The sequence below is a fragment of the Pseudomonas sp. AC083 genome, from assembly GCF_979253165.1.
In genome coordinates, this window is sequence record NZ_CEEDDH010000026.1 from 17607 (window position 1) to 43822 (window position 26216).

Sequence of the window (26216 nt, forward strand, 5' to 3'; positions counted from 1 at the left end):
ACAACAACATGGCACTTACCCGCGAACAAATGGCTCAACGCGTCGCCCGCGAAATGCAGGACGGCTACTACGTCAACCTCGGCATCGGCATTCCGACCCTGGTTGCCAACTACATCCCCGAAGGCATGGAGGTCATGCTGCAGTCGGAAAACGGCCTGCTCGGCATGGGCCCGTTCCCGACCGAAGAAACCATCGATGCCGACATGATCAACGCCGGTAAACAAACGGTGACGGCACGGATCGGCGCGTCGATCTTCAATTCCGCCGAGTCCTTCGCAATGATCCGTGGCGGCCACGTCGACCTGACCGTCCTTGGTGCATTTGAAGTCGACGTTGAAGGCAACATCGCTTCGTGGATGATCCCCGGCAAACTGGTCAAGGGCATGGGCGGCGCGATGGATCTGGTGGCCGGCGCCGACAACATCATTGTCATCATGACCCACGCGTCCAAGGACGGTGAGTCCAAGCTGCTGGCCAAGTGCAGCCTGCCGCTGACCGGTGCCGGCTGCATCAAGCGCGTGCTGACCGACCTCGCCTATCTGGAAATCGAAAATGGCGCTTTTGTCCTCAAGGAACGCGCACCTGGCGTCAGCGTCGAGGAAATCGTCGCCAAAACCGCTGGTAAACTGATCGTCCCGGATCACGTACCGGAAATGCAGTTCGCTGCCCAGTGAGGAATTCGCACATGCAAGACGTCGTCATTGTTGCCGCCACGCGTACCGCGATCGGCAGTTTTCAGGGCTCCCTGGCCAATGTATCCGCTGTAGACCTGGGCGCGGCGGTGATCCGCCAGTTGCTCGAGCAGACCGGTCTGGACGGGGCGCAGGTCGATGAAGTGATCATGGGCCAGGTGCTCACCGCTGGCGCCGGGCAGAACCCGGCACGTCAGGCCGCGATCAAGGCTGGCCTGCCCCATGCCGTACCGGCCATGACCCTGAACAAGGTTTGCGGTTCGGGCCTCAAGGCTCTGCACCTGGGCGCGCAAGCGATCCGTTGCGGCGACGCCGAGGTGATCATCGCTGGCGGTCAGGAGAACATGAGCCTGTCCAACTACATCATGCCGGGCGCGCGCACCGGTCTGCGCATGGGCCACGCGCAAATCGTCGACACCATGATCAGCGATGGCCTGTGGGATGCGTTCAACGATTACCACATGGGCATCACTGCCGAGAATCTGGTCGACAAATACCAGATCAGCCGCGAACAGCAGGACGCCTTTGCTGCCGCGTCTCAGCAGAAAGCCGCCGCCGCGATCGAGGCCGGGCGCTTCGTGGATGAAATCACGCCGATCCTGATCCCGCAGCGCAAAGGCGATCCGGTGGCGTTCAAGATCGACGAGCAGCCACGCGGCGATACCAGCGCAGAATCCCTGGCGAAACTGCGTCCGGCGTTCAAAAAGGACGGCAGCGTCACCGCTGGCAACGCCTCGTCGCTGAACGACGGTGCCGCCGCCGTGATTCTGATGAGTGCCGAGAAAGCCAAAGCGCTGGGCCTGCCGGTTCTGGCCAGGATTGCCGCCTACGCCAACGCTGGCGTCGACCCGGCGATCATGGGTATCGGCCCGGTATCGGCGACCCGCCGCTGCCTGGACAAGGCCGGCTGGAACATCGACCAGCTCGACCTGATTGAAGCCAACGAAGCGTTCGCTGCGCAATCGCTGGCCGTGGCCAAGGACCTGCAATGGGACTTGAACAAGGTCAACGTCAACGGCGGCGCCATTGCCCTCGGCCACCCGATCGGCGCATCAGGCTGCCGCGTGCTGGTGACATTGCTGCACGAAATGCTCAAGCGCGATGCCAAGAAAGGTCTGGCGACCTTGTGCATCGGCGGCGGTCAGGGTGTGGCGCTGGCGCTGGAACGCGGCTGATAAAGAGTTCAAGGTTGACGGCGGATCCACGACATCCGCTGTTGGCTGACAACAAAAAACCCGGTGCGATTTGCGTTGCATCGGGTTTCTTTTTGCCTGTCCCAAATCGGCGGTGAATGTTCTGGCCCCTTCGCGAGCAGGCTCGCTCCCACCGGGAAATGCATTCCAGAATGTGGGAGCGAGCCTGCTCGCGAAAGCGCTTGTTCAGGCGCCAACCACTCAAGGCTTGCGCAATAGATAGGTATCCATAATCCACCCATGCTCCGCCCGCGCCGCTTTGCGCACCCGTTCGATCTCATCGGCGATATCCGCCAGCCGACCGCTGAGCAGAATCTCATCCGACGTGCCCAGGTAAGCGCCCCAGAAAATCTCGGTCTGCCGATCCGCCACCCGCTGGTACGAATCCTCGGCATCGAGCATCACCACCAGACTGTCCGATTCACTCACCTGCCCCGCCGCCAATCGCCGGCCTGTGGTGATTTCTACTGAGCGACCAATCGTGTTCAAAGGTATTTTGTGCTGCGCGGCCAGGGCCTGAACGCTGGTGATCCCGGGGATGACCTCATATTCGAATTCACAGCGGCCTGATGCCTGAATCGCCTGAAGAATCCGCAATGTGCTGTCGTATAACGCCGGATCGCCCCAGATCAGGAATCCGCCGCATTGGCCGTCGGACAATTCTTCATTGATCAGCCGTTCGAAGGTCTGCTGCTTGGCGCGGTTCAGTGCATCGACGCTCGCCGTGTAGTCGACATCGCCGCGCTCGCGCTCCGGACTGCTGGCTTCGACAAAGCGATAAGCGTGGTCGGTGACGTAGCGCTCGCAGATCTCCCGGCGCAGGTCGATCAGTGTCTGCTTGCTCTGGCCTTTATCCAGCAGAAAGAACACATCGACCCGATTCAGCGCTTTCACCGCCTGCATGGTGATGTAGTCCGGATTGCCGGCGCCAATGCCGATGACCAGCAGCTGTTTCATCAGAATTCCTCTTCAAGGGCCATGCCCGGCAAGCGTAGCCGCCAGAGGCCATTGAAGCGCAAGTCGATCATCGCCAGCGGTTCGATGTCGATTGCGTGGAACGCCGCGCCCTGCAGCACCTGCATCAGCGCCGCGCGCATGACGAATGGATGAGTCACCGCCACGACATGCCCAGGCGTTGCAGCGATTGTGTCCAGCCACTTTGCCACCCGCTGCGTCAGTTGCCTGACTGATTCGCCGCCATGGGGTGCCGCTTCAGGATCGGCCAGCCAGGCTTGCAACGCCTGGTTTTCATTGGCTTGCAGATCCTTGATCGATTGGCCGCGCCAGCGTCCCCAATCGCAATCGCGCAGGGCTTGATCAATCTGCGCATCGACGCCAAACCATGCCGCCGTCTGCTGAGTTCTCAACTCCGGGGCACACACCAGCCGCCGTGTTACCGCCAATCGCGCCCTGAACGCGTCGGACGGAACAGCCAGATTTTCAACAGGCTCGTCCGTAGGAAAACGCGCCAGTTTCTGTGCGATGGTTCGCGCATGGCAAATCAGTGTCAAACGGCTACTTGGCACAAGCAGGTTCTCGGTCGAAAGATAAAACAAACGATGGCACACAGCTGATACGCGTCGCATTGTGCCGTAAAACCTCGGCGTTCAGGGTTGTCAGCGGCCAGTCGCTGAGCTTGGGATAGGCAATGTCTGACACAGCAATCGGCAAAGGACTACAACAGCGCGTTACTTCGACGTAGCCCTTATTACACGGGCACCTTGCACACTTTTGGTGCTCGGAAAACCTGTACAAAAATTCGCTAGACATGTAGCACACATTACATAAATACTCTTTTAACGGATTGTGAAACGAATTCGACACCCCATCCAGCAGGAGCCCGGATGCCCCCTCTCAGAGACCTGATCACCGATCCCGGCCTGGACCTGACGCCGTCGGAGCGCAAAGTCGTTCGCGCCCTGCTTGATCAGTATCCGCGCAACGGTCTCGGGCCTATGGCGCGACTGGCCGAACATGCCGGCGTCAGCGATCCGACCATCGTGCGCCTGGTGAAAAAGCTCGGTTTCGGCGGTTATGCCGAATTCCAGGAAGCCCTGCTCAGCGACATGGACCATCGCCTGCGTTCACCGCGCACCTTGTTGCAGCCGCGCTCGCAGCAGAACAAGGACGATGCCTGGGCGCATTACCTGGCGGACAGCCAGCGTTTGCTGATAGACACTCACGCCCTGACCCAGCCTGAGGACGTGCGCATCCTCGTGGAATGGCTGCTCGACAGCCGCCATCAGGTCTACTGTTTCGGTGGCCGCTTCAGCATTCTGCTGGCCAATTACCTGCTCAACCACTTGCGCCTGCTGCGTCCCGGCTGTTTCGCTCTGGAAGACAACGCCCTGCTGCCCGACCGTTTATACGATCTGCAACGTCAGGACGTGGTGCTGGTGTTCGACTACCGGCGCTATCAGACCCAAGCTTTGCGCGTTGCGCAGGCGGCGAAGAACAACAACGCGCGGGTGGTGCTGTTCACCGATGTCTACGCCTCGCCGCTGCGCGAATTGGCCGACCTGATCATCAGCGCACCGGTGGAATCGGCATCGCCGTTCGACACCATGGTACCGGCGCTGGCGCAGGTCGAGGCGCTGATCGCCTGCCTGACCTTGCGCGTGCCGGACCCGGCCGATCGCCTGGAAGGCATCGACGCCCTGCGCAATGAATTTGCGACTCACCTGCTGGAGGAAAAATAAGGATGTTCAGCCTTCCCCACCGCTCGCCTCGGGACCTGCCGTTTGCGTTCGACCACACCGCCTTGTTGCTGGTGGACATGCAGCGCGCCTGGCTCGAACCGCAATTCGACCCGCACCTGAGCGAGCCGGATGCCGAGTATTTTCTCCAGCGCACGCGCAAGCAAGTGGTGCCCAATCAACAACGTCTGCTTGGTGCCTTTCGTCAGGCGCAGCAGAACGTGCTGCACACGATTATCGAAAGCCTGACCGCCGACGGTCGCGACCGCTCGCTGGATCACAAACTGTCTGACATGCACTTGCCCAAGGGCAGCGTGCAGGCTCAGGTCATCGCTGAGCTGACCCCGTCCGAAAACGAAATCGTGCTGCCGAAGACCTCCTCCGGGGTGTTCAATTCAACCAATATTGATTACGTGTTGCGCAATCTGCAGATCCGCCATCTGATCATCGCCGGTGTTGTCACCGACCAATGCGTCGACATGGCTGTGCGCGACGCCGCCGACCGTGGCTATCTGGTCACGCTGGTGGAGGATGCCTGCGCCACTTACACAGTTGAACGCCATCACGCCTGCCTCAACGCGATCAAGGGTTACTGCTGGATCACCGACACCGACACCGTGCTCGGGCGTTTGCAGGAGATGCAGCCATGAGCCCGCGCCTGACGCCTTTACCGATGACCACGCTGGTGACAACTGACCTGATCGGCATCACCCGGGGCCGCTCGTTTCCCAGCGATGAGCTGGAGCACTACCAGGCAGCGGGTTGCGGCTGGGTCCCGGCCAACAGCGCGTTGACGCCGCAAGACATCATCGCTTCGAGCAATCCCTGGGGCGCGTACGGCGACCTGCGGCTGATTCCCGATCTGAGCAGCCGCGTCACTGTCGGCAGCGGCCCGGACGCCAATGCGCCGGTGCTGGATTTCATCCACGCCGATATTCGCGAGACCGACGGCCAGGCATGGGGCGCCTGCCCGCGCACATTGCTGCGCGATGAAATCGAGCGCTATCACGATGAGCTGGGGTTGCAGGTCAACGCCGCCTTCGAACATGAATTCAACCTGCACGCAGGCATTTCCGAACACGCGGCGTTCTCTCTCGAGGCGCAGCGCCAAGGCGCCGAATTCGGCGGCTGGCTGCTCAGCGCCCTGCGCGCCGGCGGCGTCGAGCCGGAAATGTTTCTGCCGGAATACGGCAAGCACCAATACGAAATCACCTGCCGCCCGACGCTTGGCGTGGCGGCGGCGGATCGCGCGGTCAACGTGCGGGAAATCACCCGGGAAATCGCCCGGCAAATGGGCCTGGATCTGAGTTTTGCGCCGAAGACTGCCGCCGAGGCGGTGTGCAACGGTGTGCACCTGCACGTCAGCCTGCTCGACCTGAGCGGCCAGCCGATGTTGTACGACGCCGGCACCAGCAACGGCCTGTCGAGCATCGGTCAGCACTGGGCTGCCGGAGTCCTGCATTTTCTGCCGGCGCTGTGCGCGTTCACCGCGCCGACGCCGCTGTCGTACCAGCGTTTGCAGCCGCACCACTGGAGCGCGTCCTATGCGTGTCTGGGGCAGCAGAACCGTGAAGCGGCGCTGCGCATCTGCCCGACCGTGACCCTGGGGGGTAAATCCGCTGCGCAGCAGTTCAACCTGGAATTCCGCGCCATGGACGCCACCGCCTCGCCGCATCTGGCCATGGCTGCGCTGCTGATTGCCGGGCGGCTGGGCATCGAACAGCGTCTGGCGCTGAACGCGGTTACCGATGAAATTCCCGATTCACTCAACGACGAGCAACGCAAGGCCCGGGGCATCGTCGCCCTGCCCGCCTCGCTGGCCCAGGCGCTGGATTGCCTGCGTGACAGTGCAGCCTTCAACGAATGGCTGCCCAAGCCGTTGCTCGACACTTATTACGCCCTGAAAACCGAGGAACTGGCGCTGACGGAACAGCTCTCGCCCGCTGACTTGTGTGAGCACTATGCACGCCTGTACTGAATCCGCTGAGCTGGGGTTGTATACCCGCCCGGTCTACAACCTGAGCCGCGAGGACTCGACGAATCCGTTGATCCTCGTGTGCGAACACGCCAGTCGCTACATCCCCGACGCCCTGAACAATCTGGGCCTGGACGAGGCGGCCGCGCGCGAACATATCGCCTGGGACATCGGCGCGTTGCAACTGGCCGAACAGTTGTCGGAACAGCTCGGCGCTACGTTGCTCAGCGCCAATTACTCACGGCTGCTGATCGACCTCAACCGCCCGCGCCATGCCCCGGACAGCATCCCGCTGCAGAGTGAGATCTACCCGATACCTGGCAATCGCGAGCTGGATGAGGCGACCCGCGAGTATCGGCGCCAGACGTTGTTCAAACCGTTTCATGCGCGCTTGCAGACCTTGATCGACGAGCGTATTGCCAAAGGTCTGCCGGTGCGTGTGGTCGGTATTCACAGTTTCACCCCGGTGTATTACGGCCAGCCGCGACCACTGGAAGTCGGCGTGTTGTTCGGCCAGGCCCAGGACTATGCTCAGCGCCTGCTCGACGGGTTGCAAGCGCAGCCGCTGAAAGTCGCGGGCAACCAGCCGTACAAAATTGATCCCTTGGGCGACATGACCGTGCCGGTGCACGGTGATGCCAGGGGCCTTGAGGCGGTACTGATCGAGGTGCGCAATGATCTGCTGCGCAGTCCCGAAGCGGTCTCGCGCTGGGCAGGTTACCTCGCACCTTTGCTGTAAACGAAGGACCATAAAACATAAACCGACCGATAGCTGACAAGGAGTTGCGCTTCATGGAAATTGAAGAATTCGGCTACAAGCAAGAGTTGAAACGTAGCCTGACGCTGACCGATCTGGTGGTGTACGGGATGATCTTCATGATCCCCATCGCCCCGTTCGGTGTGTATGGCTACGTCAACGCCGAAGCACCGGGGATGGTGCCGCTGGCGTACATCATCGGCATGGTGGCGATGTTGTTCACCGCGCTGAGTTACGGCAGCATGGCCAAGGCCTTTCCGGTTGCCGGCTCTGTATATTCCTACGCGCAACGCGGCCTTAATCAACACGTCGGTTTCATCGCTGGCTGGCTGATGCTGCTCGATTACCTGCTGATTCCGCCGCTGCTGTACCTGTATTCGGCGATGGCGCTCAACCATTTGTACCCGGACATTCCCAAGGTCGGCTTCATTCTGGCGTTTCTGGTCAGCGCAACATTCGTCAACCTGCGCGGCATCACCTTCACCGCGCGGATGAACATGCTGTTCCTGCTGGCACAACTGGTGGTGCTGGGCATCTTCCTGTTCTACGCCTGGAACGCCCTGCAGAACGGCGGCGGTAATGGCGAGCTGACGCTGGCGCCGCTGTATCACCCGGAAACCTTCAACTTCGCCCTGCTGATGCAAGCCGTGTCGATCGCCGTGCTGTCGTTCCTCGGCTTCGACGCGATCTCCACCCTCGCCGAAGAAATCAAGGAAGATCCGGGCCGCAGTGTCGGCAAGGCAGCGCTGATCACTCTGGCAGTGATGGGCACGATTTTCGTCGTACAGACGTGGATCGCCACCGATCTGGCAGCGGGCATGGGTTTCAAATCCGCCGACACCGCGTTCTATGAAATCGCTGAAATCGCCGCCGGCAGCTGGCTGGCGACCCTGACCGCCGTCGCCACGGCGCTGGCCTGGGGCGTCGCCGTGGCAATCACCTCGCAGGCCGCCGTGTCGCGGCTGCTGTTCGGCATGGCCCGCGACGGCAAGCTGCCGAAGGTGCTGGCCAAGGTCCACCCGAAACACAACACGCCGTACCTGAGCATTTATCTGGTGGCGGTGTTGTCGCTGCTGATCTGCTACCTGTTCATCGACGCGGTCGACATCCTCACCTCGCTGATCAACTTCGGCGCCCTCAGCGGTTTCATGCTGCTGCACCTGACGGTGATCAACCACTACTGGCGTCGGCAGAAGTCGGGACAGGTTGTGCGCCATCTGCTCTGCCCGGTGATCGGCTTCATCATCGTCGCCGCCATCATGTACAACATGGGCGTCGATGCGCAGAAACTCGGCCTGATCTGGATTGCCCTGGGCCTGGTGTATCTGTTCTTCCTCAACAAGCTCGGCGCCAGCACAGCGCTGCCCGATCCGAGCAAAGGCTGACAAGAAAAAGAGCGGCGTCTGACAACAAATCAGGCGACCGCCGATTCAACGCGTGGAAACCGACAGTGATAGTCAGGTTCGGCGAATGGGTCGAACCTTTTGATACAGGAGTACATCCATGCTGGTCTTACGCCCAGTCGAGCAGAATGATCTGCCCCAGCTACAGCGCCTGGCCCGCGAGAGCCTGATCGGCGTGACCTCGCTGCCGGATGACAGCGAACACCTGCGCGAGAAAATCGCCGCGTCGTGCGCGTCCTTCGATAGCGCCGCCACAGCCCAGGGGCCGGAAAACTATTTCTTTGTGCTGGAAGATCTCGAACGCCGGCAATTGGTCGGCTGCTCGGAAATCCTTGCCACCGCCGGCTTCAAGGAGCCGTTCTACAGCTTGCGCAACCGCCATTTCACCAGTGCTTCGCGGGAATTGAACATCGAGCACGGCGTACCGGCGTTGTCGCTGTGCCATGACCTCAGCGGGCATACCTTGCTGCGCGGTTTCCACATTGACGCCGCGTTGGTGCGCACGCCGTTTTCTGAACTGCTGTCGCGGGCGCGTCTGCTGTTCATTGCCGCGCATGCGCAGCGGTTCTCCGAAGCGGTGATCACCGAAATCGTCGGCTATAGCGACGAGCAGGGTCACTCGCCGTTCTGGGATGCGCTGGGCAAGCACTTTTTCGATCTGCCCTACGCGGAAGCCGAGCGTCTCTGCGGTTTGCAGAGCCGCACGTTTCTCGCCGAACTGATGCCGCAATATCCGATCTACGTGCCGATGCTGCCGCCAGCGGCGCAGGACTGCATCGGCCGCGTGCACCCGGACGGCCAGGAAGCGTTCGACATCCTCGCGCGGGAAGGCTTCGAAACCAACAGCTACATCGACCTGTTCGACGCCGGCCCGACCCTGTATGCGCGCACCGCGAACATTCGCTCGATCGCTGGCAGCCAAACGGCCATCGTCCGCCAACAAGCATCGACCGACGCCCGTGGCCGTTACCTGCTGAGCAACGACGCCCTGCATGACTACCGCGCGATGGTCACCGAACTCGACTATCACCCCGGTCAGCCGCTGTCCCTGACACCCGCCATCTGCGCGGCGCTGAAGGTCAGCGATGGCAGCTCGATACGGCTGGTCGCTCTGTGAGCCGCGTTAGCCATCCGCGCCTGAATCGGTACGCCAAAGGAGTTGGAGCATGATTGTCCGTCCGGTAAAAGTCAGCGACCTGCCTGCCTTGATGACCCTCGTCGAACAGGCAGGGCCAGGTTTCACCACCCTTCCTGCCAACGAGGACCGCCTCGCACATCGAGTGCGTTGGGCACAGCGCGCATTCGCCGAACAGGTGGAACGCGCCGATGCCGATTACCTGTTTGTCCTCGAGGATGATGAGCAGCGCGTGGTCGGTGTCAGCGCGATGGCCGGCGCCGTTGGCCTGCGCGAGCCCTGGTACAACTACCGGCTCGGCGTCACCGTCAGTTCGGCACCGGACCTGGGCATTCAGCGGCAGATCCCGACATTGTTCCTCAACAATGAACTGACCGGCCAATCGGAGCTGTGCTCGCTGTTCCTGCGCCATGACCAGCGCAACGGCAGCAATGGCCGCCTGTTGTCGCTGGGTCGCTTGCTGTTCGTCGCTGAATTTCCGCACCTGTTTGGCGAGAAGATGATCGCCGAACTGCGCGGCAGTGCCGATGAAAACGGTTGCTCGCCGTTCTGGGACAGCCTCGGCCGGCACTTTTTCCAGATGGATTTCACCCACGCCGATCACTTGTCCGGCCTGGGCAACAAAGCCTTTATCGCCGAACTGATGCCGCGCCAGCCGCTGTACACCTGCCTGCTCACCGAACAGGCGCAGGCGGCGATCGGCCAGACGCATCCGAACACTCAACCAGCGTTGAAAATTCTTCAAGCTGAAGGCTTTGCGCACAAAGGCTATATCGACATTTTCGACGGTGGCCCGGTCATCGAGGCGCCAATCCGCAGCATCCGCACGGTGCGCGACAGCCTCGAACTGACCCTGAGCCTCGGCACCCCCGACGAGCAGGCGCCGCTGTGGCTGATTCACAACCGCCGGCTGGAAAACTGCCGCATCACCGCGGCCCACGGTCGACTGGCGGGCAACAGCCTGGTGGTTGATCGTCTCACCGCCAAGCGCCTGCAACTTCAGCCGGGAAATTCGGTGCGCGCGGTGCTCCTGCCCCATCAACAGCAACATGCCGTGGCGGCCTGATATTTCCGGCACGGGAGATTAAACCTTTCAGCCGCCAGTCCTGCCGCGCAAATTCGTCATGATTCTTGACCCATTCGCGTGATAGCCTTTTCATTCTTCGGCGTTGACACCTTTGCTCAAGCCTTTCCATTCCTTATGTATTGGTGGAACTCGTATGACCAGGCTTTCCCATCAAGATTTGCGCCGCAATTTCCGTCAGCTGCTGGCCTCCGACACCTGCTACCACACCGCTTCGGTGTTCGACCCGATGTCGGCCCGCATCGCCGCTGACCTGGGTTTTGAAGTAGGTATCCTCGGCGGTTCCGTGGCCTCGCTGCAGGTGCTTGGCGCACCGGACTTCGCCCTGATCACCCTCAGCGAATTCGCCGAACAGGCCACGCGCATCGGTCGCGTCGCCCAATTGCCAGTGATCGCCGACGCCGATCACGGCTACGGTAACGCTCTTAACGTGATGCGCACCATCGTCGAACTGGAACGCGCCGGCGTCGCTGCACTGACCATCGAAGACACCCTGCTGCCCGCGCAATTCGGGCGCAAATCCACCGACCTGATCACCGTGGCCGAAGGCGTCGGCAAGATCCGCGCGGCGCTGGAAGCCCGGGTCGATACGGAAATGGCGATCATCGCCCGCACCAATGCCGGCATTCTGCCGAACCAGGAAATCATCAGCCGCACCCGCCAATATCAGGCGGCGGGCGCTGACGGCATCTGCATGGTCGGCGTGCAGGACTTTGATCAACTGGAACAAATCGCCGAACATCTGACGGTGCCGCTAATGCTGGTCACTTACGGCAACCCGGCCCTGCGCGACGACAAACGCCTGGCCGAACTGGGCGTGCGCGTGACCATCGACGGCCACGGCGCCTACTTCGCCGCGATCAAGGCCACCTATGACAGCCTGCGCGAACAGCGACAGATCTTCACCCAGGCCGCCGATTTGAGCGCGACCGAGTTGACCCACACTTATACCCAGCCGGAGGAATACATTCTCTGGGCCAAGGAATACATGAGCGTCAAGGAGTGACGCATACGCTGTACCGGCCCCTTCGCGAGCAAGCTCGCTCCCACAGTTGAAATGCGCTCCCCTGTGGGAGCGAGCCTGCTCGCGAAAGCGTCTGCGGCTGCGGCTGCGGGGCTGAACCGGGAATGATCATTGCTTCACCGCGGCTTCGCCAACTCCATTATCATCCGCGACAACAGATAAATCCGCGGCGCCACGCTCGCCACCTCGGCATATTCCTCAGGCGTGTGAATATTGCCGCCGACAATGCCGAAGCCATCCAGCGTCGGCGTCCCTACGCCTGCGGACAGACTCGCATCCGCCGCGCCACCACTGCCCTCCTCGGTCAGCTTGCGGCCAATCTCGCCGTAAATCCCCTGGGCCATGGCCATCAGGCGATCCGACTCGGCCGTCTGCGGCATCGGCGGCAAACCGCGCTGCAGAGAGGTTTTCACCTCGGTCTCGGCAATCAACTTGTCCTGCGAGACCCGCGCCAGATCCTTCTCGATACGATCGAACTCTTCCGGCACCGCCGCGCGCACATCCGCCTTGGCCGTGGCCTGATCAGGAATCACGTTGGTGCGATCGCCGGCCTTGAGCACGGTGAAGTTGATGGTGGTTTTCTTCGCCTCATCGCCGAGCTTGCCCAGTTGCAGAATCTGGTGCGCCGCTTCCATCGCCGCGTTCCGTCCCAACTCTGGCGCGACGCCAGCGTGGGCGGCCTTGCCTTTGACTTCGACCAGCGCCGTCGCACTGCCCTTGCGCCACACCACCAGGCCATCGGCTGGGCGGCCCGGTTCGAGGTTGAGGGTGACGTCGTGCTGTTTGGCGGTTTTCTTGATCAGGTCGGTGGCGACATCCGAGCCGGTTTCTTCGCTAGCGTCCAGCAGGAAAGTGATCTGCGCGTAGTCCTTGAAGTCGAGGTTCTTCAGCACTTTAAGCGCGTAGATGCCGGCGACGATCCCGCCCTTGTCGTCCATCACCCCCGGCCCGTAGGCACGGCCGTCCTTGATGTGGAATGGCCGTTCGGCAGCCGAGCCTTCCTTGAACACCGTGTCCATGTGCGCCATCAGCAGGATTTTCGCCTTGCCGGTGCCTTTGAGCGTGGCCAGCACGTGGTTGGATTTTTCCGGGGTGTTGGGTACCAATTCGATGGTGGCGCCGAGTTTCTTCAGCTCATCGATGGCGATCTCGCTGACCTGTTTCAGGCCCGGTTCATAACCGGAACCGGAGTCGATATTGACCAGCCGTTCCAGTAACTTCAGGGCTTCGGGCTGGTACTGCTCGGCATCGGCGAGCACTTGTTTATGCGGTTCGGCGCAAGCGTTCACGGCCGAGAAAGCGAGGGACAGACCGAGACTGGCAGCCAGCAGTGAGCGGGGAAATGAGAACGTCATGAAGCAGTCCTTGTTTCGTGTCGGGGGGATTCCACCGTAACCGACATCGGCGCAAGGCTCTATAGCGGATGCGACACTTGCCCGACTGACACCGAACAAACTGTAGGAGCTGCTGGAGGCTGCGATCTTTTGATTTTGATCGTTCCCAGGCGCAGCAAAGGAACGCAGGCCGGGACGCAGAGCGTCCCAAAAGATCGCAGCCTTCGGCAGCTCCTACATGGGATCTCCGATCACTCTTCAAACCGAATCCAGCAGCGCCTGCCTCGGTTTGTTGTCACTGTTGCAGATCACCCGATTGCGCCCACTGGCCTTGGCTTCGTACAACGCCTGATCCGCCTCATCCAGCCAACGCGTGGCGTCGGCATGGCTCGGGTCGTACGCGGCCAGACCAATGCTCAGACTGACCTTCAACGCCGGGTTCTGCTCGTAGCCCATCACCGCGAAACGCTCGCGCAAGGCTTCCATGGCCTGAGCGGCGTTGAACAGTGGCAGCTCCGGCAGGATCACGCAGAACTCATCCCCGCCGTATCGCCCGGCCACATCCGTGGCGCGCAGATTCTGTTTGAGCAGTTTGCTCAACTGGCGCAGGACGATATCGCCGGCGACGTGACCGTAAGTGTCATTGATCGCCTTGAAGTGATCGATGTCGATCAAGGCAATCGCCGCGCCCTGCTGCTGGCGTTTGCAGCGCTGGAACGCGAGGTTCAGTTGATCCTTCCACGCGCCGTGATTGAGCAGGCCGGTCAGGCTGTCGGTGCGACTCAACGCCAACAGCTCACGCTTGTGCCGACCGAGGGTCGAGGCCTGGCGAAAGCAGATCCAGCCCAGCGCCAGCGGATACAGCAACAGCAGCGGCAAACAGGCGTACAACTGCAGCGGCGTTGTTGGCGGGATGAACGTCGGCGCAAACACCACCAGCCCGACGCCGATGCCCAATAGCTGCGCCGCCGACCCGGCGAGCAAAAAACGCCCACCGCCAATGGCGACGTTGTTCATTGCCATCATCGAAATCGTGGTTGCGCTGGGCAGCGGATTGAACTGCATGGCGGCGACCCAGAAGCCGCCCATGAATGCGTCGATCAGCAAATTGCGGTGTTCGGCGCGGTACGGAATCTTTGAGCTTCGCGCCCATAGAAAGGCCAGATGCGGCCAGACCAGGCCATTGAACAGCATCAGGCCCCACACCCACAGCGGCGGATCGAGGGCATACATCGCCACGCTGACACACATCAGCCCGAGCAGCAGCCCGAACACCCGCGACCTGTAAAGCCTCCTGGCCAGTGAAAGTCCCTTTCCCCGCGTATTTCCCATAAGGGCCTCGACCGCGCGATGCATGGTTACATCCCGACAAGGATGTGTCCGGAGTCTATCAGGGCGCCGTTAAATAGCCATCACCGGCCAGCGGCCTGAATAGAGCGCTATCAGCGCCGCACGCGCGGCCCAGAGTTGGCTATAAATGAAAGAGGGGAAATGGAAAAACAACTATAAAAAGGGGGCACATGCATACCTACGCTGTGTTGATCATCGGCAGCGGTTTCGGCGGCCAGTGCGCGGCGGTCAACCTGCTCAAGGCCGGAATCGACGACTTTCGCATTCTCGAGCGACGCGACTTCTTCGGCGGTACCTGGTGCCAGAACACCTACCCCGGCGCAGCGGTGGACGTGCCGTCGCCACTGTACTCGCTGTCATTCGCACCCTACCGCTGGTCGCAGATGTTCGCCGAACAGGCGGAACTGCGGCGCTACACCGAACAGGTAGTCGAGCAGTTCGGTTTACGCGAGCGCGTGGAACTGGGGGCGGATGTCGAGGGCGTCGAGTGGGACGAAGCGGAAAAGCGTTGGTTGGTGCACACCCGCGCCCAAGGTACTTTCCGAACCCAATTCCTGATCAATGCTTCCGGGCCGTTGAGTCAGCCGGTCATCCCCAACTTTCCCGGGATGGATCGCTTTCAAGGCAAGACTTTTCACACAAACAATTGGGACCACAGCTACGACTATCGCGGTAAACGCGTGGCGATCGTCGGCAGCGGCGCCAGCGCCGCGCAGGTGATCCCGGCGATCGCGCCACAAGTCGAACACCTGCATGTGTTCCAACGCACGCCGCATTGGGTGCTGCCGCGTGCCGATCGCAAATTCGGCCGGTTTCAGCGCTGGCTGCTTGGCCTGAAGCCGGCGTACAAGCTGCTGCGCTGGCTGATTTACTGGCAATTCGAAACCCGGGTGATCGCCTTCAAATACTCGAGACCGGCGATTCATCTGGTCCAGCGACATGCGCTGCGGTTCCTCAAGCGCCAGGTTCCAGACCCGCTGCTGCGACAGAAACTCACCCCGGACTTCACCATCGGCTGCAAACGCGTTTTGGTGTCCAGCACGTACTACCCGGCGCTGAGCCGCGCCAACGTCACGTTGCACAGTCGCGAGCACGGCATCGCTTCGATCGACGAAAGCGGAATCAACACCGTGGGCAGCGAGCATCTCGATGTTGATCTGATCGTCTGGTCCACCGGTTACGACGCCACCGACGGGGTAATTTCCTACCCGGTCAGCGGCAAAAACGCGGTGCGACTCAGAGATGTCTGGGCCGAATACCCGCGCGCCTACCTCGGCACCAGCCTGCCGGACTTCCCCAACCTGTTTATCGTCACCGGGCCGAACACCGGCATTGGCCACACTTCGGCGCTGTTCATCATCGAATCGCAGATGAACTATATCCTCGACTGCATCCGCACCGTACGGGCCAAAGGCCTGCGCAGCATCGAAGTGCGCCGTGACGCAGAACGTACCTACACTGCAATGATCCACCGGGAAATGCAGCGCACGGTGTGGAAGTCCGGTGGTTGCCACAGTTGGTACCAGAGCAAGAGCGGTCATGTGATCGCCATGTTTCCCGGCTTCAGTTTCAGCTATCACCTGCTGACCCGGGCGCTGAAACCGGCCGACCATATTTTGTCCTGAACACGTAAAAGGAAGACGTCGATGCTTTTGCTGTTTGTCGCACTCGCGGTTTTCGTGGCCTGGAGCTGGCTGAGTTATCCGGCGGTTGGCCATTGGCTGTACGACCTGGCCATGGCCAGCGAGGCCAAGTTGTACAAATTGCACAAGATTGAAGTGCCGATCGCCGAGATGACCGTGTCGACCTGGCAAGGCGGGCCGTACGAGGCGTCCAGCGCGATTCTGATGCTGCACGGTTTCAGCGCCGACAAAAACCTTTGGCTACGATGCGCCCGGCACTTCGTGCGCCAGTATCGGGTGATCATTCCGGATCTGGCCGGCCACGGCGAAACCGGCTTCAAGGCTGGCGGCGGTTACGACATTGCGGTTCAGGCCAAACGCATGATTCAACTGCTCGATGTCTGCGGCGTGGAGAAAGTCCATGTCATCGGCAATTCCATGGGCGGCTATATCGCCGCGTGGCTGGCGGCGACCTATCCGGAGCGAATCGCCTCGCTGGCCTTGATCGACCCGGCCGGCGTCACCGCACCGGAGCCCAGCGACATGGAGCGTCATCTGGCGCGCGGGCACAATCCGTTCCTGATCAACTCCCGCGAAGAATTTCAGCGCTTCTACGCGATGACCATGGAGTCGCCGCCGTGGGTGCCGAAGCTGGTGCTGGACGCCGTCGCCCAGCGCTATGAGCAACAACGTGACGAGCTCGAAGAAATCTTCCGCGATTTCCGCGCCAGCCCACCGATGGAGCCGAAACTCGCCGAGATCAAATGCCCGGCGCTGCTCCTTTGGGGGCGCAAGGATCGCTTGATCGATGTCAGCAGCGTACCGGTGTGGAGCAAAGGCATCGCCAATCTCGAAGTGGATGTGTGGGATCACGTCGGGCACATGCCGATGGTCGAACAGCCGGGAAATACCGCGCAGCTGTACGGGGAATTTCTGGAACGACAGCGATGAAGATGGATATTCGCAATGCCCCAGGTGGCGCAACTGATCGTTCCCACGCTCTGCGTGGGAATGCCTCAGGGGACGCTCTGCGTCCAGTGACGCAGAGCGTCACGGGCTACATTCCCACGCAGAGCGTGGGAACGATCAGCGGAGACAGAAGGTTGGCGCTCCCATGAACATCCTTTACGACGAACGCCTCGACGGTCCGTTGCCCGAGGTGAACAAGGGCGAATTGCTCAAGGCCCTGCAACAAGCCCTGCCGGACCTGGACATCCTCTGGCGCGAAGATGAACTTAAACCCTACGAATGCGACGGCCTCTCCGCCTACCGCACCACGCCGATGCTGGTCGCCCTGCCCCGGCGTCTGGAGCAAGTGCAAACCCTGCTGAAACTCTGCCATCAGAACAACGTGCCCGTGGTCGCGCGGGGTGCCGGCACTGGATTGTCCGGCGGCGCCCTGCCACTGGAAAAGGGCCTGTTGCTGGTGATGGCGCGGTTCAACAGCATCCTGCACATCGACCCCGCTGCACGTATCGCGCGGGTTCAGCCGGGGGTGCGCAATCTCGCCATATCTCAAGCGGCGGCCCCGTTCGGCTTGTATTACGCACCGGATCCGTCGTCGCAGATTGCCTGCTCGATCGGCGGCAACGTCGCGGAAAATGCTGGTGGCGTGCATTGCCTCAAGTACGGCCTGACCGTGCACAACGTGCTGAAAATCGAAGTGCTGACCATTGAGGGCGAACGTCTGACGCTGGGCTCCGAGGCGCTTGACTCAGCCGGTTTTGACCTGCTCGCCTTGTTCACCGGCTCCGAAGGCCTGCTGGGGATCATTACCGAAGTCACGGTGAAACTGCTGCCCAAACCGCAAGTCGCCAAGGTCCTGCTCGGCAGTTTCGACTCAGTGGAAAAGGCCGGTCGTGCGGTTGCCGAAATCATCGCTGCCGGGATCATTCCGGGTGGTCTGGAAATGATGGACAACCTCGCCATTCGCGCCGCCGAAGACTTTATCCACGCCGGTTACCCGGTCGACGCCGAGGCGATTCTGCTGTGCGAACTCGACGGCGTCGAAGCCGACGTGCACGACGATTGCCAGCGCGTACGGGAAGTGATGACAGCGGCCGGCGCCACTGAAGTGCGCCAGGCCCAGGACGAGGCCGAGCGCGTACGTTTCTGGGCCGGGCGCAAAAATGCGTTTCCGGCGATCGGCCGGTTGTCGCCGGATTATTACTGCATGGACGGCACCATCCCGCGCCGCGAATTGCCCGCTGTGCTGCAAGGTATCGCCAGCCTCGGCGAAGAATATGGCTTGCGCGTGGCCAACGTGTTCCATGCCGGCGACGGCAACATGCATCCGCTGATTCTGTTCGACGCCAACCAGCCAGGCGAACTGCATCGGGCCGAGGCACTGGGCGGCAAGATCCTCGAATTGTGCGTGAAAGTCGGCGGCAGCATCACCGGCGAGCACGGTGTCGGCCGCGAAAAAATCAATCAGATGTGCGCGCAGTTCAACAGCGACGAGTTACTGCTGTTTCATGCGGTGAAAGCCGCGTTCGATCCGCAGGGCTTGCTCAATCCTGGCAAGAACATTCCGACCCTGCATCGCTGCGCCGAATTCGGTGCGATGCACATTCACGCCGGGCAACTGCCCTTCCCCGAGCTGGAGCGATTCTGATGGCTGATTTCGATGCCGCCAACGCCCTGCTCGATCAGGTCAACGCCGCGCGGGCCAATGCCACGCCGCTGAAGATTCAGGGCGGCAACAGCAAGGCCTTTCTCGGCCGCGAGGTGGCCGGCGAAGTGCTCGACACCCGTGCTCATCGGGGCATCGTCCAGTACGACCCGACCGAACTGGTGGTCACCGCACGTGCCGGCACGCCGTTGTCCGAGCTGCTCGCGGCGCTGGACGCCGCCGGGCAAATGTTGCCCTGCGAACCGCCATCCTTTGCCGACAGCGCCACGGTCGGCGGCATGGTCGCCACGGGACTGTCCGGACCTCGCCGGCCGTGGTCCGGCTCGGTGCGCGACTTCGTTCTTGGCACGCGGGTGATCACCGGCCTCGGTCAACATTTGCGCTTCGGTGGCGAAGTGATGAAAAACGTCGCCGGTTATGACCTTTCGCGACTGATGGCCGGCAGTTACGGTTGCCTCGGCGTGCTCACCGAAGTGTCGCTGAAAGTCCTGCCGAAACCGCGCCAGTGCCTGAGCATTCGCCTCGATATCGACTGCGCTCGGGCCTTGAGCAAACTTGCCGAATGGGGCCAGCAACCGCTGCCGATCAGCGCGGCATGTCACGATGGCCAGAGCCTGTATCTGCGTCTGGAAGGCGGCGAAGGTTCGGTAACGGCGGCGCATCAACGCCTCGGCGGCGAGCCGCTGGACTCGGTTTTCTGGCGCGACCTCAACGAACAGCGCCTGAGTTTTTTCGACGAAGGCTTGCCGCTGTGGCGCCTGTCATTGCCGAACAATCTCGGCCCGCTCGAACTGCCCGGCGAGCAACTGATCGACTGGGCCGGCGCGCAACGCTGGGTGAAATCCGAAAGCCCTGAGATTCACGCACTCGCCCATTCCCTGGGCGGCCATGCAACGTGCTTTACCCACGGCGCCACCGATTCGCCGTTTCAACCCTTGGCGCCGACCCTGCTGCGCTACCACCGGCAACTCAAGGCGCAACTCGACCCGCAAGGGCTGTTCAACCCCGGGCGAATGTACGCGGAGGTCTAGCCATGCAAACCACCCTCAGCGAGCAATCGCGGCAACTGCCCCGCGCCGCCGAAGCGGAAAAGATCCTGCGCACCTGCGTGCATTGCGGCTTTTGCAACGCGACGTGCCCGACCTATCAATTGCTCGGCGATGAACTCGATGGGCCGCGCGGGCGCATTTACCTGATCAAGCAAGTGCTGGAAGGCGCACCGGCCACCGAGCAGACGCAACTGCATCTGGATCGTTGCCTGTCGTGCCGCAACTGCGAAACCACCTGCCCGTCCGGCGTCGATTATCACAACCTGCTCGACATCGGCCGCGCGGTAGTCGACAGCGCGGTGCCGCGCCCGGCCGCTCAGCGCTTGCTGCGCGAAGGCTTGCGCGCGCTGGCGCCGAATCCGGGGCTGTTCAAAGGCTTGCTGCGCATGGGCGCGACCTTTCGGCCGCTGCTGCCGCGCCTGCTGGAAAGCAAACTGCCGCAGCGCTTGGGTGCCATGGGGGCGCGCCCTGCTCCTCGGCATGCGCGCCGGGTGTTGCTGCTCGAAGGCTGCGTGCAACCGGGTCTGTCGCCGAATACCAATGACGCGACGGCGCGAGTGCTCGATCGCTTGGGCATAAGCGTCACCCCGGTGAGCGAGGCCGGTTGCTGCGGTGCGCTTGACTATCATCTCGACGCTCAGGGCAAAGGTCTCGACCGCGCTCGGCAGAACATCGACGCCTGGTGGCCGCATCTGCAGAACGGCGCCGAAGCCATCGTGCAGACGGCCAGCGGTTGCGGCGCGTTCATCAAGGATTACGGGCATTTGCTTGCGGATGATCCGATCTATGCCGAGAAGGCTCGGCAGATCAGCGAAATGACTCGGGACCTGGTGCAAATCCTCGCTGAGGAACCGCTGGAACAGGTCTGCGCCGCCAGCGAACGACGCATCGCCGTGCATTGCCCGTGCACGTTGCAGCACGCGTTGAAACTTGGCGGCGCGGTGGAAGCCGTGCTGACCCGACTCGGCTTCAACCTCACGCAGGTACCGGATGGCCATTTGTGCTGCGGCTCGGCGGGCACTTACTCGCTGACCCAACCGGTGCTGGCGCGGCAACTGCGTGACCAGCGACTCAACGCTCTGGAAAGCGGCCGGCCTGAGTTGATCGTCACTTCCAATGTGGGCTGTCAGAGCCATCTGGCGAGCGCCGGGCGCACGCCGGTCAGACACTGGATCGAGCTGGTGGATCAGTCGTTGGCAGAATGAAGTTCGTAGGATTCTTCGTTTGCCCGCGTGGGCGAAGGCTGCGATCTTTTCCGGCATCCATTTCGTCACCGTGGCAGGAATTTTTTTCATGACCGTGCAGCCGTTCGTCAGCCCCGACCTGATCCGCCAACGCTTCTCCCGAGCGATGTCCGACATGTACCGCGAAGAGGTGCCGCTGTACGGCGCGCTGATGGAGCTGGTGGAAAAAACCAACCGCGAAGTGCTGGCACGTCAGCCTGAGATTGCCGGACAGCTCAAGCGCACTGGCGAAATCGAGCGGCTGGACATGGAACGCCACGGCGCCATTCGCGTCGGCACCGCGAGCGAACTGGCTACCCTCGCCCGCTTGTTCGCGGTGATGGGCATGCAACCGGTGGGTTATTACGACCTGACCCCGGCCGGTGTGCCGGTGCATTCGACGGCGTTTCGCGCGGTGCATGAAGAGGCGCTGCAGGTCAGCCCGTTTCGCGTGTTCACCTCGTTGCTGCGCCTGGAGCTGATCGAAGACCCTGAACTGCGTGAGTTTGCCGAATCGGTGCTGGCCGGTCGTTCGATTTTTACCGACTCCGCGTTGCACCTGATTGAACAGGCGGAAACGGCAGGCGGACTGAATGACGCCGAAGCCGCAGAATTCGTCCGACAGGCCTTGGAGACTTTTCGCTGGCACCACAGCGCTACCGTCAGCGCTGCGCAATACCAGAAACTCAGCGCTCAGCACCGCTTGGTCGCCGACGTCGTCGCATTCAAAGGCCCGCACATCAACCACCTGACGCCACGTACGCTGGACATCGACACCGTGCAGCAACAGATGCCTGCCCATGGCATCACACCAAAAGCGGTAATCGAAGGCCCACCGCGCCGCAACTGCCCGATCCTGCTGCGCCAGACCAGTTTCAAGGCGCTGGACGAGCCGATCGCATTCACCGATCAACCCGAAACCCGTGGCAGCCACAGCGCGCGTTTCGGCGAAATCGAACAACGCGGCGCAGCTCTGACACCCAAGGGTCGCGCGCTGTATGACCGCTTGTTGAATGCCGCTCGCGATGAACTGGGCGACTTCCCCAACGAAGCCAATGCCGCAAGCTACAACGCGCTGATGACGCAGCACTTTGCCGAATTTCCTGACAGCATCGAGGGCATGCGCGAACAGGGGCTGGCGTACTTTCGTTATTTCGTCACGGAAAAGGGTTTGGTCGCTGGAGGACTTGGTGAGTCGTCCCTGGAGGATTTGCTGCGCGATGGCTACGTGAAAGCGGAGCCGCTGGTGTACGAAGATTTCCTGCCGGTGAGCGCGGCGGGGATTTTTCAGTCGAACCTGGGGGATGCCGCACAGACGCATTACGCCGAACACTCCAATCGCCAGGCTTTCGAACAGGCGCTGGGGCGTTCGACCATTGATGAGCTGGGGTTGTATGCCGAGACGCAACGGCGGTCGATTGCGGAATGTGTCGAGGTGCTACGGATCAAACGGCTCTGACGATTCGGCCTTGGAAACAAGGCGGCTTTTGAAACTGGAAACCGTGGGCGAACAGCATGCGGGTCAATGAACTGCAACGTTTTCGTGTCAATGACGAAGAAGTGATGGATGGCGCCTGATATCCTCTGCACCAGGATTCAAAGCCCAGCGCTTTCAAGGACGTTCATGACCATGCAGAATATCGTGCGTTACTGGCACGCCGTCGAGTTGCTGCAACCCCAGGCAGCGCCCCAGCTGAAGAAGCGCGAAAGCGATTATCAGCCTTACTACCAGGATATCCCTCTTACCGCCAAGGTTCTGCCGTGGATGCCGACGAATCCTCTGGCCAGGGAAAATCTTCCGGAAAAACGCGCATGGAGTCACACGCTCTACGCTCACCTCTACGACAATCTGGTTGTAACCCGCCGGCTGGCCGAGTTGTACGGCGCTGATCAAGGGTACAAAGAGCCGCAACGGCGCACGTCAGCGCTGTTCTCGCTCAAGTTCAATCAGGAAGGCATGATGCTGATCGACAGCCTTGTTCTGTCCAGTGAGGCATGGTTTGTCGGTTGCGCCATCAATCATCAGGACTGGACACGCGGCTTCGACGAAACTCAAAAGTTTCTCCGCGAACAGGCCAACAGCCACTTCAGTGGTGTAGCGCAGGCTGATGATCTTCGCAGCATGACTGACTATGTGCGCAAGGTGCTGGGGGTCGATGAATTCTTCTCCGATCAACCGCGCATGCATCGCTTCCGCTCAGCACCGATCAATCCGAACAAACCCGAACAGGAAGACGATCCACTCAACAGCTTTTTGCTGGAGGATCTCTGCGACGTTGCCGATGCGCTGGCGCGTGGCAAAACCAGCGAGGCGTTGGCTCGTTACCTCAGCCATCACGCCCCGGAAGAGCGCCAGCATCTGGATCAGGCAGATGCTGATCCGGCTCTTATCAATCGCCTCGCGCCGTCACAATATGCCGCAGGATGCTGGCCTGCCGAACGACATCTAGGGCTGGTGCACTCCCAACAACTGGCAGTCAACAGCCTGTTGCACGAGCTCAGTTTCAAGGCCGGCATCATGGGGGTCAACGGTCCTCCCGGCACCGGAAAGACTACCTTGCTGCGTGATCTGATTGCCGCGGTGGTGACGCAGCGCGCCGACGTACTGGCGTCGTTCGACAGGGCTTCGCAGGCCTTTACCAAGGATGGACGCGAAGTTGCCAATGACGCTGGACATAACCGGTCTGCCTATACACTCGATGCGCGATTGCTCGGGTTCGAAATGGTCGTGGCCTCGTCCAATAACGGTGCCGTGGAAAACGTCACTCTCGAGTTGCCTCAGCAGGACAGGATCGATCCTTCGTGGCGGCCCGATGCGGATTACTTCAGCGAATTGGCCAGCCTGACAAGTGGCAAGCCCGCCTGGGGCATGATCTCGGCAGCGCTGGGAAGCAAGGCTAAACGCACGCTGTTTGTTGATCGCTTTTATTACGGAAAACGTCCACCCAAAGATAAAACAGGCGCACCGCTGGAATCGTCAGAACAGCAAACGCCGGATTTGAACGAAGACGAAGCGTTGCACAGCGAAAATCCCTTGCTCGACAGCGCTGAGGTCGATGCCGCCGAAGCAAATGACAAGCCCTCTCCAAAGGGCATGCGCGACTGGTTGTTCGAACAGGCCGCGCACATGAAATCGCTTACATCAACTGAAAAAGCCGCTCTCTGGCGAGAATCTGTCCAGCAATATCAGAACGCGAAGAGCGCCGAACAGGCGTTGCGTGCGCAAGTCAGTGACATCACCTCGCATATCGAGGCTGTGAACAGCGCCAGAGCGCAGATCCTGAAATCCACCCAGCAACGTCATACCCATCTGGTTGAGCGCCGCCGCCTTGATGAGGAGCAGGCCTTGCTGGAAGTTCGCCAACTCACCCCGGCACGGGAACAGTTGCAGCTGCAACTGCAACGCCTTGAAACGCATCTGACACTGAAACCAGGTTTTCTCGCCAACCTGTTCAGCTTGTGGGGCGCGCAGCGCCAATGGTTAGCTCGACAACAGATGCTCGTCAGCGCTCACGCTCTGGCAAAGGATGCCTACGACAGCATTCAACGTCTGATGCAGCGAATCAGCAGTCAGCTCAGCGAACTCGACCTGCAACTGGCCGCTGATCAAGAGCAGGTCGACCAAGCCGAGCGTGACGCTCGCCATCAGGTGGAAAAGGCTCGCAGCGTTGCTCAGACCGGTAAAGCAAGGCATGTGCTAGCGTGGCTTGACCATGGCGCAATGGGTCGAGGCAGTGAGATCGAGCTGCTGGAACCCTGGATCGTCGAAGGCTGGCGTCAGGCCCGGAGCAAGGTGTTCATCGAAGCACTCAAGCTCCACCAGACCTTTTTCAGGATCGAGGCATCACGTCTGGGTGGCAATCTGGGTTTTATTACCAGTTTGCTGACTGGCAGTCATTACGGCGGAGTGTCTCAAGCGGTCATGCGTTCGGCATGGGCGTCTTTGTTCATGGTAGTACCGGTGCTCAGCAGCACGTTTGCTTCGTTCGCTCGGTCTTTTGGCAGCCTTGGGTGCGGCGAGATCGGCTGGCTGTTGGTGGACGAAGCGGGTCAGGCTACTCCGCAAGCCGCAACAGGCGCACTGTGGCGCGCTCAGCGCGCCGTACTGGTCGGTGATCCGCTTCAGCTCGAACCTATCGTGACCGTTTCAGACGCGGTGCTCGAACATATGCGCACACGCTATCAGGTCGACGCTCACTGGCTACCCAATCGCCAGTCAGCTCAGACGCTTGCCGATCAAGCCACTCGATGGGGCCGGATGGCCGGTCCAAAAGGGCAAAAATGCTGGGTCGGCCTGCCATTGGTTGTGCACCGCCGTTGCGACAAACCCATGTTCGACCTGGCTAACCGCATCGCGTACGACGGGGCCATGATCTACGGCACTCTTGCTCCTGCTGCCGATAAGGAAACGCCAGCGCGCCTGCTGACCGGCTGGGTCCATGCAAGCGGTCAGTCAAGCGGCAACTGGGTCGACAATGAAGGACTGGAGCTCGATCGTTTGCTGGGCTTACTCGATGCCAGTGGAGTACCGTCGGACAGTATTGCCGTCATTACACCTTTTCAAGACGTGCGGAATCATCTCAAAGACCGTCTGCCTGGCAAAATTGTGCGAGGCACCATTCACACCATGCAGGGAAAAGAAGCTGCGGTAATCATTCTTGTTCTGGGTGGCAGCAGCGACAATCCAGGTGCCCGGGAATGGGCCGTTTCAAAACCCAATCTGCTTAACGTCGCCGTCACCCGCGCGAGACGACGCCTGTATGTAATCGGCGATCGTAATGACTGGCGACAGCGCAAATTGTTCTGCGATGTCATGGAGCTGTTGCCAGCTCTGCCTTCAATAACGAACGAGATGTTTGCCTGAGCAACAGGCTTGGCGATCATTGCCACCTCGATGCCCAACTGCGCAAGAAGTTGCGCAGTTGGTCGTAATATTTCACCGGGTAAATTCTCTGCAGCCCAAACGGTGCAAGCCCTGCAGCCAAGTGCGCAAGAAGTTGCGCAGTACTGCGCAACTTCTTGCGCACTTTCTCCCGACTTTCCCGCT

21 protein-coding genes are annotated in these 26216 nt (G+C 61.0%); 17 read left to right on the top strand and 4 right to left on the bottom strand.

Annotated elements, in window-relative coordinates; all coding sequences use genetic code 11:
- Positions 1–8: 8 nt before the first annotated feature.
- Positions 9–674: a CoA transferase subunit B gene (locus tag AC0IXA_RS26210; protein ID WP_016774134.1), complete on the top strand. Its 666-nt coding sequence runs from the start codon at positions 9–11 to the stop codon at positions 672–674.
- An 11-nt stretch (positions 675–685) separates the two neighbouring features.
- Positions 686–1867, top strand: a complete 1182-nt coding sequence (locus AC0IXA_RS26215; protein ID WP_471814768.1) for an acetyl-CoA C-acetyltransferase — start codon at positions 686–688, stop codon at positions 1865–1867.
- Between the two features lie 219 nt (positions 1868–2086).
- Here AC0IXA_RS26215 and cobF read toward each other — a convergent pair whose 3' ends face one another.
- Together cobF and AC0IXA_RS26225 are read right to left on the bottom strand one after the other, a co-directional pair.
- Positions 2087–2842, bottom strand: a complete 756-nt coding sequence (cobF, locus tag AC0IXA_RS26220; protein WP_341637870.1) for a precorrin-6A synthase (deacetylating) — start codon at positions 2840–2842, stop codon at positions 2087–2089.
- Positions 2842–3411: a histidine phosphatase family protein gene (locus AC0IXA_RS26225; protein ID WP_341637871.1), complete on the bottom strand. Its 570-nt coding sequence runs from the start codon at positions 3409–3411 to the stop codon at positions 2842–2844. Before AC0IXA_RS26225 ends, cobF begins: the two co-directional genes overlap by 1 nt.
- Positions 3412–3729: 318 nt before the next feature.
- On the opposite strand from AC0IXA_RS26225, the gene AC0IXA_RS26230 reads away from it, so the two are divergent.
- From AC0IXA_RS26230 to AC0IXA_RS26265, 8 genes are all read left to right on the top strand, one after another.
- Entirely contained in the window at positions 3730–4584 is an 855-nt protein-coding gene (locus tag AC0IXA_RS26230) for a MurR/RpiR family transcriptional regulator (protein WP_471814769.1), read from the top strand.
- 2 nt (positions 4585–4586) lie between these two features.
- A complete protein-coding gene (locus tag AC0IXA_RS26235) occupies positions 4587–5231 on the top strand; it encodes a cysteine hydrolase family protein (RefSeq protein ID WP_471814770.1) in 645 nt (214 codons plus the stop codon).
- Positions 5228–6559 carry a type I glutamate--ammonia ligase gene (locus AC0IXA_RS26240; protein WP_471814771.1) on the top strand — a complete coding sequence of 444 codons (1332 nt, stop codon included), beginning with the start codon at positions 5228–5230 and terminating at the stop codon, positions 6557–6559. Before AC0IXA_RS26235 ends, AC0IXA_RS26240 begins: the two co-directional genes overlap by 4 nt.
- On the top strand, positions 6543–7295 hold the full coding sequence (locus AC0IXA_RS26245) for an N-formylglutamate amidohydrolase (RefSeq protein ID WP_471814772.1): 753 nt from the start codon (positions 6543–6545) through the stop codon (positions 7293–7295). The genes AC0IXA_RS26240 and AC0IXA_RS26245 overlap by 17 nt, the downstream gene beginning before the upstream one ends.
- Before the next feature lie 53 nt (positions 7296–7348).
- Positions 7349–8698, top strand: a complete 1350-nt coding sequence (locus AC0IXA_RS26250; protein WP_471814773.1) for an APC family permease — start codon at positions 7349–7351, stop codon at positions 8696–8698.
- Positions 8699–8816: 118 nt separating this feature from the next.
- Positions 8817–9833 (top strand): arginine N-succinyltransferase, encoded by a 1017-nt coding sequence (locus tag AC0IXA_RS26255; RefSeq protein WP_471814774.1) that lies wholly within the window; start codon positions 8817–8819, stop codon positions 9831–9833.
- Between the two features lie 49 nt (positions 9834–9882).
- Positions 9883–10917 (top strand): arginine N-succinyltransferase, encoded by a 1035-nt coding sequence (astA, locus tag AC0IXA_RS26260; protein WP_125915917.1) that lies wholly within the window; start codon positions 9883–9885, stop codon positions 10915–10917.
- 154 nt (positions 10918–11071) lie between these two features.
- Entirely contained in the window at positions 11072–11941 is an 870-nt protein-coding gene (locus AC0IXA_RS26265) for an isocitrate lyase/PEP mutase family protein (RefSeq protein WP_024012471.1), read from the top strand.
- Between the two features lie 134 nt (positions 11942–12075).
- On the opposite strand, the gene AC0IXA_RS26270 is transcribed toward AC0IXA_RS26265, so the two are convergent.
- Both AC0IXA_RS26270 and AC0IXA_RS26275 read right to left on the bottom strand, forming a co-directional pair.
- A complete protein-coding gene (locus tag AC0IXA_RS26270; RefSeq protein ID WP_016774121.1) occupies positions 12076–13314 on the bottom strand; it encodes a M20/M25/M40 family metallo-hydrolase in 1239 nt (412 codons plus the stop codon).
- A gap of 237 nt (positions 13315–13551) precedes the next feature.
- Positions 13552–14625: a diguanylate cyclase gene (locus AC0IXA_RS26275; protein WP_471814775.1), complete on the bottom strand. Its 1074-nt coding sequence runs from the start codon at positions 14623–14625 to the stop codon at positions 13552–13554.
- Between the two features lie 188 nt (positions 14626–14813).
- On the opposite strand from AC0IXA_RS26275, the gene AC0IXA_RS26280 reads away from it, so the two are divergent.
- The 7 genes from AC0IXA_RS26280 (at position 14814) to AC0IXA_RS26310 (ending at position 26033) form a co-directional block, all read left to right on the top strand.
- Positions 14814–16268, top strand: coding sequence for a flavin-containing monooxygenase (locus tag AC0IXA_RS26280; protein WP_471814776.1), 1455 nt, complete (start codon positions 14814–14816; stop codon positions 16266–16268).
- 21 nt (positions 16269–16289) lie between these two features.
- On the top strand, positions 16290–17216 hold the full coding sequence (locus AC0IXA_RS26285; RefSeq protein WP_471814777.1) for an alpha/beta fold hydrolase: 927 nt from the start codon (positions 16290–16292) through the stop codon (positions 17214–17216).
- A gap of 163 nt (positions 17217–17379) precedes the next feature.
- Positions 17380–18879 carry a glycolate oxidase subunit GlcD gene (gene glcD, locus AC0IXA_RS26290; protein WP_122700056.1) on the top strand — a complete coding sequence of 500 codons (1500 nt, stop codon included), beginning with the start codon at positions 17380–17382 and terminating at the stop codon, positions 18877–18879.
- A complete protein-coding gene (glcE, locus tag AC0IXA_RS26295) occupies positions 18879–19928 on the top strand; it encodes a glycolate oxidase subunit GlcE (protein WP_341637881.1) in 1050 nt (349 codons plus the stop codon). The genes glcD and glcE overlap by 1 nt, the downstream gene beginning before the upstream one ends.
- Positions 19929–19930: 2 nt before the next feature.
- The gene (gene glcF / locus AC0IXA_RS26300; protein ID WP_471814778.1) at positions 19931–21151 is read left to right on the top strand and encodes a glycolate oxidase subunit GlcF; all 1221 of its coding nucleotides are present in this window, start codon (positions 19931–19933) and stop codon (positions 21149–21151) included.
- Positions 21152–21239: 88 nt separating this feature from the next.
- Positions 21240–22628, top strand: a complete 1389-nt coding sequence (gene hglS, locus AC0IXA_RS26305) for a 2-oxoadipate dioxygenase/decarboxylase HglS (protein WP_471814779.1) — start codon at positions 21240–21242, stop codon at positions 22626–22628.
- Positions 22629–22793: 165 nt separating this feature from the next.
- The gene (locus tag AC0IXA_RS26310; protein WP_471814780.1) at positions 22794–26033 is read left to right on the top strand and encodes a DEAD/DEAH box helicase; all 3240 of its coding nucleotides are present in this window, start codon (positions 22794–22796) and stop codon (positions 26031–26033) included.
- Positions 26034–26216 lie beyond the last annotated feature (183 nt).

Excerpts from the sequence above, each read along its gene's own strand:
- AC0IXA_RS26210 (WP_016774134.1), top strand. The coding sequence starts at position 9 with ATGGCACTTACCCGCGAACAAATGGCTCAACGCGTCGCCCGCGAAATG.
- AC0IXA_RS26215 (WP_471814768.1), top strand. The coding sequence starts at position 686 with ATGCAAGACGTCGTCATTGTTGCCGCCACGCGTACCGCGATCGGCAGT.
- cobF (WP_341637870.1), bottom strand. The coding sequence starts at position 2,842 with ATGAAACAGCTGCTGGTCATCGGCATTGGCGCCGGCAATCCGGACTAC.
- AC0IXA_RS26230 (WP_471814769.1), top strand. The coding sequence starts at position 3,730 with ATGCCCCCTCTCAGAGACCTGATCACCGATCCCGGCCTGGACCTGACG.
- AC0IXA_RS26235 (WP_471814770.1), top strand. The coding sequence starts at position 4,587 with ATGTTCAGCCTTCCCCACCGCTCGCCTCGGGACCTGCCGTTTGCGTTC.
- AC0IXA_RS26240 (WP_471814771.1), top strand. The coding sequence starts at position 5,228 with ATGAGCCCGCGCCTGACGCCTTTACCGATGACCACGCTGGTGACAACT.
- AC0IXA_RS26245 (WP_471814772.1), top strand. The coding sequence starts at position 6,543 with ATGCACGCCTGTACTGAATCCGCTGAGCTGGGGTTGTATACCCGCCCG.
- AC0IXA_RS26250 (WP_471814773.1), top strand. The coding sequence starts at position 7,349 with ATGGAAATTGAAGAATTCGGCTACAAGCAAGAGTTGAAACGTAGCCTG.
- AC0IXA_RS26255 (WP_471814774.1), top strand. The coding sequence starts at position 8,817 with ATGCTGGTCTTACGCCCAGTCGAGCAGAATGATCTGCCCCAGCTACAG.
- astA (WP_125915917.1), top strand. The coding sequence starts at position 9,883 with ATGATTGTCCGTCCGGTAAAAGTCAGCGACCTGCCTGCCTTGATGACC.
- AC0IXA_RS26265 (WP_024012471.1), top strand. The coding sequence starts at position 11,072 with ATGACCAGGCTTTCCCATCAAGATTTGCGCCGCAATTTCCGTCAGCTG.
- AC0IXA_RS26270 (WP_016774121.1), bottom strand. The coding sequence starts at position 13,314 with ATGACGTTCTCATTTCCCCGCTCACTGCTGGCTGCCAGTCTCGGTCTG.
- AC0IXA_RS26275 (WP_471814775.1), bottom strand. The coding sequence starts at position 14,625 with ATGGGAAATACGCGGGGAAAGGGACTTTCACTGGCCAGGAGGCTTTAC.
- AC0IXA_RS26280 (WP_471814776.1), top strand. The coding sequence starts at position 14,814 with ATGCATACCTACGCTGTGTTGATCATCGGCAGCGGTTTCGGCGGCCAG.
- AC0IXA_RS26285 (WP_471814777.1), top strand. The coding sequence starts at position 16,290 with ATGCTTTTGCTGTTTGTCGCACTCGCGGTTTTCGTGGCCTGGAGCTGG.
- glcD (WP_122700056.1), top strand. The coding sequence starts at position 17,380 with ATGAACATCCTTTACGACGAACGCCTCGACGGTCCGTTGCCCGAGGTG.
- glcE (WP_341637881.1), top strand. The coding sequence starts at position 18,879 with ATGGCTGATTTCGATGCCGCCAACGCCCTGCTCGATCAGGTCAACGCC.
- glcF (WP_471814778.1), top strand. The coding sequence starts at position 19,931 with ATGCAAACCACCCTCAGCGAGCAATCGCGGCAACTGCCCCGCGCCGCC.
- hglS (WP_471814779.1), top strand. The coding sequence starts at position 21,240 with ATGACCGTGCAGCCGTTCGTCAGCCCCGACCTGATCCGCCAACGCTTC.
- AC0IXA_RS26310 (WP_471814780.1), top strand. The coding sequence starts at position 22,794 with ATGACCATGCAGAATATCGTGCGTTACTGGCACGCCGTCGAGTTGCTG.